Below are 17,253 nucleotides of genomic sequence, written 5' to 3'. Positions count from 1 at the left end.
TACTTTAATTAGTTATGTCCAGTAATGGAAAGTTTGATACCGAAACCTGTTTTGAATGCGGGCTTGTCGCCATTCTTTGGCTGGTATTCCCACATGATGGTTTCGCGGCTCACAAGGCCGATGCCTTTTGCGTAGGTTTCTGTAGAGTAGTTGCGATAGCCGATAAGATCGGGTTCGGTAACGGGAGCATTCTGTGAATCGCCTACCTGGAAAACAGTAACAGTATTGGCATAGTCCACATCTTCAATGGTAACGGGCTGGTCAACATTTTCATAGATGTACTCCCAGTCGCGCATATTCCCATCGTTGCTGAACTGGTATCTTGGCGCCAGGGGATGCAGGGGGAGCAGGGCGTTGCCGTACCAGGACAATCCTTCCTTCACAGGAAGTTTGAGTTTTGTATAAGTGAGATTGTCTTCCAGAACTTTCAGTCCGTCATTGAGAACAGTCACCTGATATGCGATCTGGGGAGTCCAGCTTTCTTCGCTGGTATTGCCCCAGGGCCGGTAGTAACGAACGATTCGCCAGGTATTGGGTTCGCCATCTTCAAGTTTGGCGTCCACCACATCTTTGGCTTCGTAGCTGACGATGATCTCATTCTGACCGAACTCGGTGAACCGGAGTGAGTCCATCTTATAAGTGATATACTTTCCCGGGGACAGGATCATATAATCAGAAACCAGGTCAGTCTTGTAATCTTCCTTTTTGTCGCAGTTGCTGAGCAGTACGGAGGCCGGAACAGCCAGCAGCGCCAGCAGTTTGATACATTTTTTCATACAAAACCAGTTAGTTACTGTTAACTATCCAACGTATTTACGTAGGAATTATTGCTTTGGATCAGAGCAGGTGGCTTCTTTGGATGATGCCGCCACCGATCACATCATCACCTTCGTAGAAAACAGCGCTTTGTCCGGGAGCCACACCTTTGGCATCTTCATAAAAACGAACGAGCACGCCATTTTCATGAGTGTAAAGGTTGGAGGTAGTGCCACGGTCTTTGTACCGGATACGCGTAGTGGCTTCCATTCCGTCGGTAACGCCATCGTATTTGAGCCAGTTGATCTTGCTCACGATCATTTCCTGGCGGCTCAGATCATCTTCTTCGCCCAGCATCACCGTATTGGTTTCGGGGATGATATTGGTTACGTACATGGGTTTACCGAAAGTAACATCGAGTCCTTTTCTTTGCCCGATGGTATAGAAAGGATAGCCTTTATGTTGTCCGAGAATATTTCCTTCTTTATCTACGAAATTACCGCCCGCTACTTTTTCTTCCAGTCCGTTTACCCTGCGTTTGAGGAAGCCGCGATAATCATTGTCAGGAACAAAACAGATCTCGTAGCTCTCCGCTTTTTTGGCCAGCTCCGGGTATCCGTAATCGTGAGCCATCTGGCGGATCTCCGTTTTGTGGTATTTGCCGAGCGGCAGGAGAGTGCGGCTCAGCAGGTCCTGCTGCAGTCCCCACAACACATAGCTTTGATCTTTTGTATCGTCAACGCCTTTGCTGATATAGTGGCGGCCATTGGTATGCTGGTTGATCACGCCGTAGTGACCGGTAGCAATGAAATCGCAATCCATGGCATCAGCCCTTTTCAGGAGTGCGCGCCATTTGATATGGGTATTGCACATTACACAGGGGTTGGGTGTGCGCCCGGACAGGTATTCATCCACAAAATTCTCGATCACAAAATCGCCGAATTCTTCGCGGATGTCCAGCACAAAATGCGGGAAGCCGTGTTGCACCGCAGCCATACGGGCATCATTGAAACTGTCGAGATTACAACAGCCGGTTTCTTTTTTACCATTACCACCGCTGCTGGCATAGTCCCATGTTTTCATGGTGATGCCTACTACTTCATAACCCTCGTGGTGCAACATGAGCGCAGCCACGGTACTGTCGATACCGCCGCTCATGGCCACCAGAACTTTTCCTTTCCTGCTCATAATTATTAAAATAGAACGTGCAAAGATACAAATGACGGGGGAGCTGGTTGGTAACTTTTATGTAATTTCCCCGGACAGTTCCCCAAAACCATTGTATATGAGAAAATTACTATCTTTTTGGATGATAGCAATGCTGGGCTTTTTGCCATTTGCCGGCCAGGCCCAGGACATTACCTTATCGTATTATCTTCCTGATTCTGTGCAGTATAACCCTGCCATTCCCAAACCGAAGGACATTATTTTCCATGAACCGGGCGAATGGCATGTAACCCATGATCGCCTCGTAAATTATATGAAGGCGCTGGCCGCGGCTGCACCGGACCGCATCAAGCTGGAAACCATGGGCTTCAGCTATGAACAACGTCCGCAGGTATTGCTCATCATCACTTCTCCAAAGAACCACCGCAACCTGGAAGCGATCCGCCGGCAGCACGTTCAGCTGACCGATCCTTCAAAGTCGGCCTCTCTTAACACGAATGATATGCCGATTGTTGTGTATGTGGGCCATTCCATTCATGGCAATGAGCCCAGCGGCTCGAACGCTTCGTTACTCAGCGCTTATTATCTCGCCGCCGGTCAGGGACCGAAAGTGGAGGAGTTGCTGGACAATGTGGTAGTGCTCTTCGATCCCAGTTTCAATCCCGATGGACTGCAACGTTTCTCCACCTGGGTGAACCAGCATAAAAGCAAAAACCTCGTTACCGACCCCAATAGCCGCGAGTTTCATGAAGTCTGGCCAGGCGGCAGGTTCAATCATTATTGGTTTGATCTGAACCGCGACTGGCTCCCGGCGGTACACGTGGAAAGTCAGAACCGACTCAGCTGGTTCCATGCCTGGAAGCCGAACATTCTCACTGATCATCATGAACAGGGCAGCAATGCTTCTTTCTTTTTTCAACCCGGCGTTCCAAGTCGTGTTAATCCGCTTACGCCTGCAAAGAACCAGGAACTGACTGCCAAACTCGGCAAGTACCATGCAGCGTATCTCGACAGGATCGGCAGTTTGTATTTCACCAAAGAGAGCTATGACGATTTCTATTACGGCAAAGGCTCTACCTATCCCGATGTACAGGGATGTATCGGCATCCTGTTTGAACAAGGTTCTTCAAGAGGACATGCGCAGCAGACCATCAATGGTGTGCTGCGGTTTCCTTTCACGATCCGCAACCAGTTTGTGACCACTTTGTCTACATTGGAAGGAGCGAAGGCATTGCGAAAAGAATTCCTGGACTATCAGCGTGATTTCTATAAGAGCGCAGTTGCAGAAGCGGCTACTGCCCCGGTGAAAGGATATGTTTTTGGCGATGGGGAAGATCCGGCTCGTTCCGCCATTTTTGCGGAGATGCTGCTGCGTCACCAGATCGAAGTGTATGCGCTGAATAATGATATGAGTGCAGACGGTTACAAATTTGAAAAAGGGAAAGCTTACCTGGTGCCTGCCAATCAGCCACAGACAAGACTGATCCATGGCATTTTCGATAAGACACTAACGTATAAGGATAGCCTATTTTACGATATCACGGCCTGGACCATGCCGCTTGCATTTGGCCTGCCATATGCCGAGCTGGATGCGGCAAAGGCCGGAACAGCACAGCGTGGCGCACGCATCACAACTGCTGAAGCCCCGAAAGGGACAGTGGTCGGAGGGAACAGTCAGTATGCTTATCTCTTCCCCTGGGACGGATTCTATGCGCCGCGCGCATTGTATGAACTGCAGGAAGCCGGCATCCTTACCAAAGTAAGCACCACCAATTTCGAGATAGAAACGGGCAATGGGACAAAGCAATTCCGTTATGGAACTATCATTGTTCCGGTGGGATTGCAACGCATCACATCTCAGCAACTGGCCACTATCATGAAGTCTGTGGCTGAACGGAATGGTATCGATATCACTGCCGTGAACACCGGCAATGTGATCAGCGGCAGCGATCTCGGAAGTGGAAAGATGGCGCCTGTAACGCAGCCGCGCATCGCGATGCTCACCGGCATCGGCGTGAGCGCCACTGACGCCGGCGAGATCTGGCACCTGCTGGACCAGCGATTCAATATTCCTGCCACTCACCTGGAGATCCCAATGTTCAATCGCATCGATCTTAATAAATACAATACCATCATCATGCCGCCAGGCAATTACAATGATCTCAACAAAGAGAAACTGAAAAGCTGGGTGCAGGGTGGCGGCACTTTGATCCTTACAGAAGAAGCAGTACAATGGGCGGCCAATAATGGACTGACCACTGTCAGTTTCAAGAAGGCCAAAGAAGATACCTTGAAAAGCGGCGCCTATGCAGAGCGTGAATTCCGTACCGGCGCACAACGCATGGCTGGCGGCATCTTCAGGGCCAATGTAGATCTCAGTCATCCGCTTGCTTACGGTTACCGCTACCCGACAGTAGATCTTTTTAAGAGTAACGGTGTTTTTCCCGAAAGAAATAAGAACCCTTATGCCACTCCTTACGTATATGGTAACAAACCATTGCAAAGTGGCTTTATTACACGGGAGAACTATGAGCTCTTGAAGAACTCCGGTGCGGTACTGGTCAATGCATCGGGAAGCGGAAGGATCATCTCCATAGCAGACAATCCTGTTTTCAGGGCTTACTGGCTGGGAGGTACCAAACTCTTTCTGAATGCGATCTTCTTCGGAAGGAATATCGATGCAGCCGCTGCGCGTAACGAATAGTTTTCCCCACATCGTTCACCTGTATTGCTGCACAGGAGAGATGGTGTAAATTGCCGCTTTAATAGAAACTATTTAAGTACGCAGCTAAACTCATCATTATGATTAAACTTCAGGTTATAGGCAATCTTGGAAAAGATTGTGTGACGAACACAGTGAACGGAAAAAATGTCATCAACTTCAACGTAGCGCATACAGAAAAATTCAAGGATGCCCAGGGTAACCAGAAAGACAAAACCATCTGGGTGGAATGTGCTTACTGGACAGAACGCACAGGCATCGCTCCTTATCTCCGCAAAGGCACGCAGGTGTATGTGGAAGGCACTCCCGAAGTACGCACGTACCCGAAGAATGATGGCACAACCGGCGCTTCACTCACGCTCCGTGTACTGAGCGTGCAACTGCTTGGTGGCCGTTCTGAAGGCGGTGAAAGTGGCGGATACAATGCAGGTAACAGCGGCTATAATAGTGGCGGCGGTTACAACGCAGCTCCTGCTCAGACTGCCAGCGCTCCGGCAGCAGGTGGCAATGAAAGCTATGATGACTTACCGTTCTAATTGATTGGAATTAATTTTTGATAGACCCCGGTTGTGAAAGCAGCCGGGGTTTTTGCTTACTCGCTCAGGGGTATTCCGCTCAGGGGTATTGAAAGCTGGCTGGAAAACAAACCGGCGCGGGAGAAACTATTTGAGCTGTGGAATGGTTGGGTTGAGCTGTGGTAATACTGATGGGCATTGTCGCTTTTGTTTTCAAGGCCAGCTGTTCAATACATCCTTCGCTTGATGGAGTGGAGGTGCGACAGAGTATGTGCAGGAGCCGGAGGAAATTTGGGCCCGGTTCTTTGTGGGAATGCGTTTCTTACTCAGCTTCATATCTTTTTACAATCATTTCGATGTCGGCGCGGGTGACGGGCTTTTGCTGGTTGTTCAGGTTGATGACGAAGAGCAGTCCCTTACTGCCGGGAGTAGCCGAAAAGGCGCTGACAAGATTGAATTGCTCGCTGATGAGGAGACGGCCGTTTCTGATATTCCAGAGCTCTTTGGCGCAGAGGCAACCCATGGTGGGAGTAAGCGGGTAATAAGGTTTGTTTTTGAAGTATTCGGGATTGATGGTGGTGCCGTGGGCGATAATTTCCGTACGTCCGATTTTTCCCGCGTTGAGGGCTTCCTGCATGGGCGCATAGCCGGCCCAGTTAGTGGGCATTAGTTGGTTGTACATGGCTTCTACATTGCGGGTGCTGTCCCAGGGAATGCTGTCGGGTGTTTGAAAGTATTGCTGCCAGCTGCCTTCATAGGGCATCGTGAGCTGAAGGTTGGGCGTGGGGCCGATCAGTTGATTCCTGGAAACGGCTGCTCCCTGCAGGCTGTATACACCCTGGGGCGTGCTGCCATTGGTGATGAAATAAGGCAGGTTGGAGGCAGAGCGGGCCAGTTGCTCGAAGATCATCAGGCGCCCATCGGGATGTTTGGCGAAACGGCCATCTGCATATTGAACAATGGCGAGGCCGGGGTAATTGCGGTTCCAGCGTTGGAGCGAATAGATCACTTTGCGTTTCGCATGGCGGTTGTATTGGAAGAGGGATGCCAGGTCAGGCGTTGCACTACTTACTTCCTGCTTATGGTTGTTGATGTATTTTTCCAGCTCCACAAGGAGAGGGATGGTGTCGTAGCCAGGGAACTGTTCTACCATCGAGATCTTGATGAGATTACCGTTGTTGATGCTGCTGTTGTGGCGGAAAAGATAAGCAGCGCTCATGGCAAATAGCTTGGGGAAAACAGCATTGGATAAACTTGCATTTACTTCGGTTAAGAATTCATCAGGGTAAACGGCATAGACAGCTTCCAACAAAGCGCGACGTGTATCGTATTCCAGTTTTTGATAGCGGTTGAATAATTTTTGCAATCCTGCCTTAATAGAATCGCCGGTAAGCTGGTATTGTGAAATGGCATTGCAGGCGGATTCGAAGCGGTATTCATTGAGGCTGTCGGGCTCCATAGCGAAAGTATTGGCCACTACACGCTGACGTAATTCATGATCGAACATCATGCGTTTATTGTAAGTGACGAAGCTGCTGAAAATGTCTTCACGCCTTTGCTGCGCCACAGTTTCAGCGGCACTGATCAATAGAATGATGACTGCCCATATTTTCATTATACAAATGTAACGGTTCAGATTCATCATGGAAATGTGTAAAAACAACGTATCTTAACAACTTCATACTAAACCGATTTAGCGATGCAAAGATTGTTTGTTACCCTTGCGGTATCCTCACTGATGATGCTGTTTGTTCATTGCGGCGATCAGGCTGCCAAAACAACGGACACTACTATGAATGCAACTGATTCCGTAACCTCACAATGGAAGCTGGGCGTTCAGTTCTGGACATTCCATTTGTTCCCTTTCACCACTGCTGTTGAAAAAGCAGACAGCGCTGGTATCAAATTCATTGAAGCCTACCTGGGGCAACCCATCGGAGGAGATTCCAAAGACACGCTGAATACCCGCCTCTCTGCAGAAGGCCGTCAGAAAGTGAAATCCATTCTGGCCGCCAAAGGCATTACCATGGTGGCTTTCGGAGTAGTGGTGCCACAATCCGAAGAGGATTGGAAACAAACATTCGAACTGGCGAAAGACCTGGGCGTACAATACATTACTTCAGAACCGAAGAAAGAACACCTGCATCTTGCCGATAGTCTTGCAGGTGCCTATAATATTCCTATTGCTATTCATGATCACCCTTACCCAAATGCCTATGCGCATCCGGATTCTGTGATCAATGCAATGAAAGGACATCCCAATTTATATGCCTGCGCCGATGTGGGCCACTGGGCGCGGAATGGACTGGATGTGGTGGAATGCCTGAAAAAACTGGAAGGCCGCGTGATTGGATCGCATCTGAAAGACATCGTTACTTTCAATGATACCAAAGCTGCGGATACGCTTCCCGGTAAGGGCGTGATCAAATTCCCCGAAGTGTTTGCCGAGTTCAAACGCCAGAATTTCAAAGGTATGTTCAGCATCGAACATGAGAGCAACTGGCTGAACAATACGCAAGACGTAAAAGAAATAGTAGACTTCTTCCATACGCAGGTGAAACAATTAAAGTAGGGAGTTGCCAATCGCTCGCCTCTGGCGAGTGATTTATATTTTGTCGCCTCCGGCGACCAGTCAGGTGCAGCACCCGGTTGGTTCGCCGGAGGCGAACAAATATTGGTCACTCGCCAGAGGCGAGCGACTGCTCCCCGGTAGTGCTGATTCCTCAAATATCAATAACTTGCCCTTCTTTTTACCAATATCTCTTCTATGGCAGAAAGGACCTATTCATACCAGCACTTGCTTCAGTTCACGGAGAATGTTTTCAAACAGATCGGATGCAGCGGAGAACATGCAGCAACGGCTGCAAAAGTTTTACTGAGCGCAGACCTGCGCGGCGTGGATTCGCACGGCGTAGCCAGGCTTACCGGTTATGTGCGTTTATGGGAAGCGAAGCGGGTGAATGCAAAGCCTGATATACGCATCGTTCATGAAACGCCCAGCACGGCGGTGGTGGATGGCGATAGCGGCCTGGGCCTGGTGGTGGCGCCCTACGCCATGCAGGTGGCCATCGACAAAGCAAAGAACGTTGGAACAGGATGGGTGAGTGTGGAGGGCAGCAATCATTTCGGCATTGCAGGCTATCATGGAATGATGGCGCTGGAACATGATATGATCGGTATCGCCATGACCAATGCCAGTCCATTGGTGGCGCCTACCTTCTCTTCTGAAAAATTACTCGGCACCAATCCGATATGCGTAGCTATTCCCGCAGGTAAGGAACAGCCTTTCGTAGCTGACCTGGCTACCACTACCGCTGCCAATGGCAAGCTGGAGATCCTGCAACGCAAGAACCTGGATACACCATTGGGATGGGTGCAGGATGCAAACGGGCAACCCACTACCAATGCACATGCGCTGAAATCAGGCGGGGCGCTGCTTCCGCTGGGTGGCGACAGGGAGCATGGCAGTCATAAAGGTTATGCACTGGGCGCGATAGTGGATATATTCTGCGGAGTGTTGAGTGGCGCCAATTACGGCCCCTGGGTGCCGCCATTCCCGGCTTACGTGCCGATGCCGCAATCGATGCCCGGTAAAGGTATCGGGCATTTCTTCGGAGCCATGCGTGTGGACGCTTTCAGGCCGGCATCAGCGTTCAAAGAGAATATGGACAACTGGCTGCAACGTTTCCGCAGCGCCAAACCCATCGATGGGGAGGAGAAAGTGCTGGTGCCCGGCGATCCCGAGCGTGTGATGGAGCAAAGCAGGATGGTACACGGTATCCCCCTGCTGGAGCCGGTTGCGGAAGACCTGCAGCAGCTCGCCGCAAAACTGGGTATCAGTTTCGAACCGAACCAATAAGCACGAATTTTAGTTAGCTACTTAAATAGTGGGGAACTGTTCCATAATAGCTTCCCAACCTTTATCTTTGCGCCTGCCTGAAATTCAGAGCAGGCGTAATTTTTACATCTATTCAAAACCAAAACCCGCGTAGAAGCGGAACAAGAGAGGGTAACATGAAAGTAATGAAGTTTGGTGGCACATCAGTAGGCAAACCAGAGCGCATGCACCAGGTTGCTCAACTGATCACTAAAGATGCAGAGCCCACCATCGTTGTACTGAGCGCACTCAGTGGCACTACCAATGCACTGGTTGGTATCGGAGAATCAATGGCCGCAGGAAACCGCGAAGAAGCCAAACAGAAGATCGATACACTGGAAGCACATTACAAACAATTCATCCCTCAGCTTGTCAAGACCACCGCTGCGCAAACCAAAGCGCAGCAAATCATCGGAGAACATTTCGAATTCCTCAATATCATCCTGAAAATCTCCTTCAGTGAAGCGCTGAGTAAAGACATCCTGGCTCAGGGCGAACTGTTAAGCACGAAACTTTTCAGCGTTTACCTCGAAGAGCAAGGCATTCCGCATTCACTGCTCCCTGCACTCGAGTTCATGAGTATCGACATCCACGAAGAGCCCCAGCTCTCCGCTATCCGTCCAAAACTGATGGCATTGCTGGACCAGCACAAAGACAAAAAGCTCTTCATCACTCAAGGTTATATCTGCCGTAACGCCAGGGGCGAAGTGGATAACCTCAAACGCGGAGGAAGCGATTATACAGCTTCCCTCGTTGCCGCTGCTGCCAATGCATCTGTCTGCGAGATCTGGACAGACATAGACGGTATGCACAACAATGATCCCCGCATAGTGAAGAAGACTGTGGCCATCGAGCAACTGAGCTTTGAAGAAGCAGCCGAGCTGGCGTATTTCGGAGCCAAGATCCTGCACCCTACCTGTATCTGGCCTGCGCAGCAGGAAAAGGTCCCGGTGAAACTGCTCAACACCATGCAGCCCGATGCCGCCGGCACCGTGATCACACAGGAAGCCGGTTCCGTAGGCGTAAAAGCTGTAGCGGCAAAAGATGGTATCATCGCCATCAATATCAAGAGCAGTCGCATGTTGCTGGCTTATGGCTTCCTGCGCAAGATCTTCGAGGTGTTTGAAAAGTACCGCACCCCAATAGATATGATCACTACTTCAGAAGTTGCCGTGTCTGTAACTATCGACAGCGGCGCCCATCTGAAAGCCATTGTGAAAGAACTGGAACCATTCGGCACCATCGAAGTGGAAACCGACCAGACCATCATCTCCGTGGTGGGTAATGAGATCGCTCAAACTCCTGATGTACTCAGCAAACTGTTTGAAGCGCTCAGGCCCGTTACCGTTAGTATGGTGAGCTATGGTGGCAGTAAGCACAATGTGAGCATCCTGGTGCCATCATCTTACAAAACTCAAACGTTACAATTGCTGAACAAAGGTCTGTTTGGTTTGGAATAGCGTCAGCGTTGTGCGTTGTGCAACCATATGAAGTTAACTGCAATTCTTGTATTATGCCTTAGCCTTGTTCTTGCTGCCTTTGCACAGGACAGGAACCGTATTGCCGGTACCGTTCTCAATAACAATACCGGTCAGCCGGTGCCGAATGCCAGCGTATTCATCAACGGCACATCCAAAGGCACCGTGTCTCGGGGTAATGGAGGATTTGAATTGACAGGCATCAATAAAGGCAGCTTTGAACTGGTGGTTTCTTCAGTGGGATTTCAAACACTCGTACTTCAATTGTCTTCCGATACACTGCCCATTACAATTGAGCTCAGGCTGCAGCCGCGTATGCAGGAGCTGGAGACAGTTACCGTGATGCCCTGGGAAAGGAGCAGCTGGAGAAAATATGGCAGAACATTCATCGAAGGATTTATAGGAACATCGGCGGCTGCGCAGGACTGTGAGATCAGGAACAGGAAAGTCCTGCGCTTCCGCTATGCTTCCAAAGCAAGGGTATTGGAAGTGATGGCCGATGAACCCCTCATCATCGAGAACAAAGCATTGGGATACCGCATCACCTATCAACTGGAAGGCTTTACGCGTAATTGGAAATCGCGTACTGTTGTGTTCACAGGTTATTCGTTCTTCGAGGAATTGCCGGGCAATCAGCAAAAGCAACAGGAATGGAAAGAGAAACGAAAGCAGTTATATAAAGGTTCACTGATGCATTTCATCCGCAGTCTTTACAATGACCGGCTGTGGCAGGACAGCTTTGAAGTTCGTCGTCTCCGCAAAGTGCCCAATGTGGAAAAGCTCAGGATCCAGAAACTGTACGAAATGGAAAAGCAGAACAAGATCGTGCAGGGCGGACGGATCAGTTTCCCTACGCAGGGCAAGGTACAGAAAGACAGTCTCAACTATTTCCAACAGATATTGAAGCAGGATGATTCGCTGGCGCTGATCAGCAGGTATATGTTGAGTGCCGACAGCCTGATCACTACCGGTATCGACTCCACGAAGACCATCTTCTTCCAGGATTATCTTCAGGTAGTATACAAAAAGGCCCATGAGGAAAAGGAATATCTCTACGACTATCGGATATTCAGACCAGCCACCTTTCAGAAATCATTGATCCGGTTGACGCCGGCATTGCCTATTGTGATCCAGCGCAATGGTCTCTTCTTTCCGCCACAGAATGTTTTTACCATCGATTACTGGGGATGGAGTGAGAAAGTTTCGCATATGCTTCCCTGGGATTATCAGCCAGATTCGTATTAAGGCTGATCAAATTTTACTATTTTACCCACAAATTTCGCTATATGCGTTCTGTTGCTTACTTCAGCCTCTTTTGCAGCCTGATCTTTTTGAATGGGTGTTTTTCCCGCGAAGGACTACTCACCAAAGTGTGGTTCTTTACTTATGAAAATAAGGCCAGGGCTGAAGAGAGTACTGACCCTGAACTCAGCCCGGTCAGCTTTCTCAATCTTCAATCCAAAGGGAGGTATACCGCCAATTTCGGCGGATTTGAATATGGAGAATGGTCGGTTGAGGATAAGATACTCTTGCTGAAACCTACGGGTGGTAAGGAGCGTAGGGTGTTGATGAAAAAACTTACGGACAAAGAACTGGTGGCCGATCTCGATCCTTCCAATGCATATGTTGCTGAATCGAGGTTCGAGGGATTCAAGAACCCGTTGAGAGATGAAGAGGAAAGTCCGTTCTCCATTACAAACAATAAGTGGAGAATAAAAGCCAAACATAAAGAAACTTCAAAGGAGATCACAGACCGGCTGGTAAATCATTTCAAATATTGGGAGCAGTATTTCCGGTGGGGAATCGAATCCGATAAGAACAGCCTGGATGTAAGGAGCCATCCCAGTCCCCTGAAGATGTATGGTAATGGCTTTGCCCTGATGCCGGTGGACCTCTGGCCGGAGGAGTGGAGCCGTAACTTCTACGACTCATCAGACCGGCAGGCGGCTTTCGATAAGATCCGCTGGACGCTTCGTAATAAATCTGTAAAATGGCCTGAGTCTGGTCACAAGTTCAGGCAGTTTGTTGCTGCTTTTCAGCAGATGCAGACGAATGTGAAGTATGCGAAGTAACCAATAGGGCGGATTGCTGGCAGTCGCTCGCGTCCCCGCGAGTGACTTATATTCCGTCGCCTCCGGCGACACGGTGTTCGCCGGAGGCGAACAAATACAAGTCACTCGCGGGGACGCGAGCGACTGCCACAGCGTAAGATTATTTCAGGAACTTGTTTTGGCGGAGCCATTTGTGCAACAGTTCCATCCATTTTACACCGGATGTGGGATTGATCATTCCGAATCCATGTCCTCCTTCTTCAAATTCATACAACTCAGCAGGCACTTTGTGTTGAAGGCAGGCGGCATAGAATTGTCGACTGTTCCGGATCAGAACTGTTTTATCGTTTTTCGCATGTACGAGAAAGGTAGGAGGTGTTTTGGCGGTTACGCGCTGGTCATTGCTGAAGGCTCTGATCTTTTCTGCTGAAGGATGTTCACCAATGAGATTGGTGCGTGAGCCTTTGTGCATGAGGCTATCGGTAAGGCTGATCACCGGATAGATGAGTACCATGAAATCCGGTCGCAGGTTTGTTTTGCGGGGTACATCGATATAATGTGTATCGAAATGAGTGCCTGCGGTAGAGGCGAGATGCCCACCTGCAGAGAAACCAAGAATGCCTATCCTGTCTGTCTTCACACCATATTCCTTTGCCCGCCCGCGCACGATCTGAATAGCGCGTTGTGCATCCTGCACAGGCCCGATGCTGCGATCGATCATGGTAGTATCATCCGGCAGTCTGTATTTCAGTACGAATGCAGCGATGCCCATTTCGTTCAGCGCCTTCGCCACATCATGTCCTTCATGTTTGATAGCAAGAATGGAATAACCACCACCCGGAACAACGATCACTCCTGTACCTGTTGCTTTTTCTTTTGGAGGAAGATAGATGGTCAGACCGGGTTCGCTTACTTTGGAGATACGTACTTTACCTACCTGGTCAGTAACAGATTTTTCCCGATTGACAGTTGGGATGGAATTGGGAATGACGTCGTACAAAGGAATTTCAGTTTGTGCCTCCGCTGCCAGGGATAAGCTGCAAAGCAGGGCAAGGGTAAGTGATCTCATAGTTTCGTTTGTTAAGATACGTTACTGTTTCCGAATATGCCGTCCGGCAGTGGCTTTCCAAATGTAAACTTTCAGCAGGATTGTTCCAAGCCGGCTTTCACAGTTCCTTAAGTTAAATGCTTTCTAAAGCGTGAAAGCAAAAGTAACAATGGCATTTGTTTGGGAGTCTAACTACCAAACGCTAGTTTATGAAATACTTATACTCCTTCACCTTGCTGGTTACGCTCACACTGCTATTCACCAGTTGTTCCAAAAAAAGTTGGCTGGCTCCTTACGACGACAGACTCGAAGGTACCTGGGAGTTGGTTGACGTTTACAAATCAGGCTTCGGCCATTCCGACCTGGCTTTCGATGGTGGCCTGTTCACCTTCTACGGCTCCGGCCAGCTGGATTACCAGGATGGCTATGGCGGTTACTATGAAGGCGACTGGGATATCCGCCGCATCAACACTGCCGATGGCACCATCAAAACATTGAAAGTATATTGTGTTGACAGAGCAACCGGCATTGTACTCGGAGAGTATTTCGACGAAATGATATTTACTGGCACCAACCGGTTTGAAGCATATATCTATGATGGATCGAGAACGTATACGTTCCAGTTCCGCAGGCGCTAGCGCTCCGGGATTTAATAAACCAGGCTGATGAAACGAACCAGCGCGGGAGGAATTCTTCCGCGCTTTTTTATGGGAAGATGGGACGGTAGAATATAATTGAGCTGTATCGCTTACGTTTCATAGGCCTGGGTTTCTTAATCCCTTCGCTGATGCGTCCGCCCCTGTGCAGCACCTGTGTCCGATGTTGCTGTAGCAAAAATGAATAGTAACAGTAGGTGAAATGTAATGTGATGTAATGTTTGAAGTATTAACAGCGTTTAAAAAAGTATCAATAGCGTTTGTTCATAAAGGATAGTAACAAATTCTCCGCAATGTTGAACTCTTTTAACTGCTATTCAAAAGCACTGATGCACTCTCGGTTCATGGAGTGAAGGGGTATGAAACTGGCGGCCTTCAAAACATAAGCGATGAAGACCAACAGAAATACAAAAGCCCTATCTCTCCTTACCTCCGCTCAATTAATATCCTCCCGCGGCGGTATGTTTTGCAGACGTCCATTTCATACCCCCGAGCGACCTAAGCACCTCAGGTAAATTGCTTCGATCTCCCTCGTCATATTGGATGCACTGTACGTGCTGCTGATGGTTTGTTGCGCGGCATTGCCGAGACGTTGGCGGAGTTCAGTGTTTTTTGCGAGGGTGAGTAATGCTTCAGAGAGGTTGTTTGCGAGTTCATCAGTGGAGATGAGGAGTCCGTTCTCGTTGTGACGGATCACTTCGGAAGTGCCGTCTACCAGGGTGCCGATAATGGCTTTACGCATGGACATTGCTTCGAGCAAACCGATGGGCAGTCCTTCCCAGAGTGAGGGCAGAACAAAGATGTCGGCGGCAGCGAGTACGTCGGGAACATCCTGGCGGAAGGGTTGGAAGATGACTTTGTTTTCTATTTGTAGATCCTTGACCAGTTGGAGGGCAGCGGGTTTCTGATCGCCATCGCCAACCATGAGGAGCTGGAGTTGGGGATTTTGCTGCTGCGCTTTGGCGAAGGCTTCGATGAGTTTGAGTGGTTGCTTCTGGTGAATGAAGCGGGCCACGAAGAGGACCAGGATGGTGTTGCCGGAGATGTTGAGCTCCTGTCGGATATTTTTGAAAGAGCGGCCGGGATCGAATTTATTTTGGTCGATGCCATTATTGATCACTACTGAATCGAATTTTGGGAAATAGCGTTTACCGGTGGCCTGGTTGGAGGCGGATACGGAGATGTTCACATCCGATTTGGTGGTGAGCAATTGTTCTCCCATTACGCGGATCTTGCGGATCAGCGCTTGCTGGTCATCGTGAAAAGACCAGCCGTGAATGGTGTACACGAGTGGCAGCTTTAGTTTGCGGGTGGCCCAGAAAACATTGGAATTAGCCCTGGTGCCGTGCGCATGTACGAGACTGATATGATTTTTGTGGATGAACTCTTTTACCTTTTTCCATTTACTGATATCGAATGGCTTTTCGGTATAGATCACTTCCGTTTGAACGCCCATTTGTTTGAGGCGGTCTACCATGGGGCCATCTGTGAAGGAGAGAACAACCGGCTCGAAACGGCTGCGGTCAAGGTTTTCTACGAGGCTGAGTAAGTGGCTTTCTCCGCCGCCGATCTGTCCCTGGCGGATGGTTTCCAATATCCTGATCTTTTTATTGCTCATCGGTGCGAATGTACTCAATATCCTGCAAGGCCGGTAGGGGTGGGGATTTGATCATAAATAAAAAACTCCGCATAAAAGCGGAGTTTGTATCTGAGATAGTAAATAGTTCAGTTTAGATCACCAGCATGGCGTCTCCGTAGCTGAAGAAGCGGTATTTGTCCTTGATCGCTTTCTTGTAAGCTTCCATAGCCAGTTCATAACCGGCAAAGGCGCAGGTCATGATGAGCAGGCTGGTTTTAGGGAGATGCAGGTTGGTAATGAGGGAGTCTGCGATATTGAACTGGTAAGGAGGATGGATAAAGATATTGGTCCAGCCTTCAGACGGTTTCAAATGTTTTTCTGCAGTGTAGGAAGACTCGAGTGCGCGCATGGTGGTGGTTCCTACGGAGCAGATGCGGTGGCCGGTTTCAATGGCTTTGTTCACCACTTTGCAGGCGCCTTCTTCTATGCGGTAGTATTCGGCATCCATCTTGTGCTTGCTGAGGTCTTCCACTTCGATGGGGCGGAAGGTTCCGAGGCCGGTATGCAGGGTCACTTCTGCGAAGCGGATACCTTTGATCTCGAGACGTTTGATCAGCTCGATGCTGAAGTGCAGGCCGGCAGTGGGGGCGGCAACCGCTCCTTCATGTTTGGCGTATACGGTTTGGTATCTTTCCTTGTCTTCTGCCTCAGGCTTGCGCTTGATATATTTTGGGAGGGGCGTTTCTCCCAGGAATTCCAGCATTTGACGGAACTCATCATCGGTGCCATCCCAGAGGAAGCGGATGGTGCGGCCGCGGGAAGTGGTATTGTCGATCACTTCTGCTACCAGTTCATCATTCTCTCCGAAATAGAGTTTGTTGCCTACACGGATCTTACGGGCCGGGTCAACAATCACGTCCCAGAGTCGGTTGGGCTTGTTCAGTTCGCGCAGCAGGAAAACCTCGATCTTGGCGCCGGTCTTCTCTTTGCGGCCATACATGCGCGCGGGAAACACTTTGGTATTGTTCACCACAAATACATCCTTGTCGTCAAAGTAATCCATTACATCACGGAAATACTTGTTCTCAATCTGTCCAGTCTTCCTGTGAACCACCATCAATCGGGCATCTTCACGTTTCTTTGTCGGGTGTTGTGCAATAAGGTTAAGCGGTAGATCAAATCTGAACTGTGAAAGTTTCATGCAGCTTATTAATAATTGTGTTTAAAGCGCGCCACATGGTACCAAAACATGGAGTAAGAGACGGGTACATCGGGGGGACCGGTACAAACGAGGTCTTACGGCACCAGGTTTGATAACATGTAAAGCTTCATTTTCAAGCGGGCAAAGGTACAACAAAAACTATACAAAGAAAAAAATAATATGGCAAGGATTGCCGCAGATTC

14 protein-coding genes are annotated in these 17,253 nt (G+C 49.3%); 8 read left to right on the top strand and 6 right to left on the bottom strand.

What is annotated here, in order from left to right; genetic code table 11:
* Positions 1-8 precede the first annotated feature (8 nt).
* Positions 9-776 carry a hypothetical protein gene (locus tag D9Y29_RS07290; protein WP_127126512.1) on the bottom strand — a complete coding sequence of 256 codons (768 nt, stop codon included), beginning with the start codon at positions 774-776 and terminating at the stop codon, positions 9-11.
* A 61-nt stretch (positions 777-837) separates the two neighbouring features.
* Positions 838-1,944: a tRNA 2-thiouridine(34) synthase MnmA gene (gene mnmA / locus D9Y29_RS07285; RefSeq protein WP_127126510.1), complete on the bottom strand. Its 1,107-nt coding sequence runs from the start codon at positions 1,942-1,944 to the stop codon at positions 838-840.
* Between the two features lie 97 nt (positions 1,945-2,041).
* Here mnmA and D9Y29_RS07280 point away from each other — a divergent pair, with 97 nt between their 5' ends.
* A complete protein-coding gene (locus tag D9Y29_RS07280; RefSeq protein WP_127126508.1) occupies positions 2,042-4,627 on the top strand; it encodes a M14 metallopeptidase family protein in 2,586 nt (861 codons plus the stop codon).
* A gap of 98 nt (positions 4,628-4,725) precedes the next feature.
* Positions 4,726-5,181: a single-stranded DNA-binding protein gene (locus tag D9Y29_RS07275; RefSeq protein ID WP_127126506.1), complete on the top strand. Its 456-nt coding sequence runs from the start codon at positions 4,726-4,728 to the stop codon at positions 5,179-5,181.
* Positions 5,182-5,482: 301 nt separating this feature from the next.
* Here D9Y29_RS07275 and D9Y29_RS07270 read toward each other — a convergent pair whose 3' ends face one another.
* Entirely contained in the window at positions 5,483-6,775 is a 1,293-nt protein-coding gene (locus D9Y29_RS07270) for a hypothetical protein (RefSeq protein WP_127126504.1), read from the bottom strand.
* 84 nt (positions 6,776-6,859) lie between these two features.
* On the opposite strand from D9Y29_RS07270, the gene D9Y29_RS07265 reads away from it, so the two are divergent.
* From D9Y29_RS07265 to D9Y29_RS07245, 5 genes are all read left to right on the top strand, one after another.
* Positions 6,860-7,732 carry a sugar phosphate isomerase/epimerase family protein gene (locus tag D9Y29_RS07265; RefSeq protein ID WP_127126502.1) on the top strand — a complete coding sequence of 291 codons (873 nt, stop codon included), beginning with the start codon at positions 6,860-6,862 and terminating at the stop codon, positions 7,730-7,732.
* A gap of 195 nt (positions 7,733-7,927) precedes the next feature.
* Positions 7,928-9,019 (top strand): Ldh family oxidoreductase, encoded by a 1,092-nt coding sequence (locus D9Y29_RS07260; RefSeq protein WP_127126500.1) that lies wholly within the window; start codon positions 7,928-7,930, stop codon positions 9,017-9,019.
* 155 nt (positions 9,020-9,174) lie between these two features.
* Positions 9,175-10,497 (top strand): aspartate kinase, encoded by a 1,323-nt coding sequence (locus D9Y29_RS07255; RefSeq protein WP_127126498.1) that lies wholly within the window; start codon positions 9,175-9,177, stop codon positions 10,495-10,497.
* 27 nt (positions 10,498-10,524) lie between these two features.
* Positions 10,525-11,760, top strand: coding sequence for a carboxypeptidase-like regulatory domain-containing protein (locus D9Y29_RS07250; RefSeq protein ID WP_127126496.1), 1,236 nt, complete (start codon positions 10,525-10,527; stop codon positions 11,758-11,760).
* A 41-nt stretch (positions 11,761-11,801) separates the two neighbouring features.
* Complete coding sequence (locus D9Y29_RS07245; protein ID WP_127126494.1) at positions 11,802-12,587, top strand: hypothetical protein; 786 nt, start codon at positions 11,802-11,804, stop codon at positions 12,585-12,587.
* Between the two features lie 139 nt (positions 12,588-12,726).
* Here the strand turns inward: D9Y29_RS07245 and D9Y29_RS07240 are convergent, their stop codons facing one another.
* Positions 12,727-13,635, bottom strand: coding sequence for an alpha/beta hydrolase (locus tag D9Y29_RS07240; protein WP_127126492.1), 909 nt, complete (start codon positions 13,633-13,635; stop codon positions 12,727-12,729).
* Positions 13,636-13,823: 188 nt separating this feature from the next.
* Here D9Y29_RS07240 and D9Y29_RS07235 point away from each other — a divergent pair, with 188 nt between their 5' ends.
* A complete protein-coding gene (locus D9Y29_RS07235; protein ID WP_127126490.1) occupies positions 13,824-14,252 on the top strand; it encodes a hypothetical protein in 429 nt (142 codons plus the stop codon).
* A 499-nt stretch (positions 14,253-14,751) separates the two neighbouring features.
* On the opposite strand, the gene D9Y29_RS07230 is transcribed toward D9Y29_RS07235, so the two are convergent.
* The gene (locus D9Y29_RS07230; protein ID WP_127126487.1) at positions 14,752-15,888 is read right to left on the bottom strand and encodes a glycosyltransferase family 4 protein; all 1,137 of its coding nucleotides are present in this window, start codon (positions 15,886-15,888) and stop codon (positions 14,752-14,754) included.
* A gap of 112 nt (positions 15,889-16,000) precedes the next feature.
* The gene (gene queA / locus D9Y29_RS07225; RefSeq protein ID WP_127126485.1) at positions 16,001-17,050 is read right to left on the bottom strand and encodes a tRNA preQ1(34) S-adenosylmethionine ribosyltransferase-isomerase QueA; all 1,050 of its coding nucleotides are present in this window, start codon (positions 17,048-17,050) and stop codon (positions 16,001-16,003) included.
* Between the last annotated feature and the right edge of the window lie 203 nt (positions 17,051-17,253).

It is taken from the genome of Pseudoflavitalea rhizosphaerae (assembly GCF_003991355.1).
Lineage (GTDB): Bacteria > Bacteroidota > Bacteroidia > Chitinophagales > Chitinophagaceae > Pseudobacter > Pseudobacter rhizosphaerae.
This window is presented reverse-complemented; position numbering and strand designations above follow the sequence as displayed.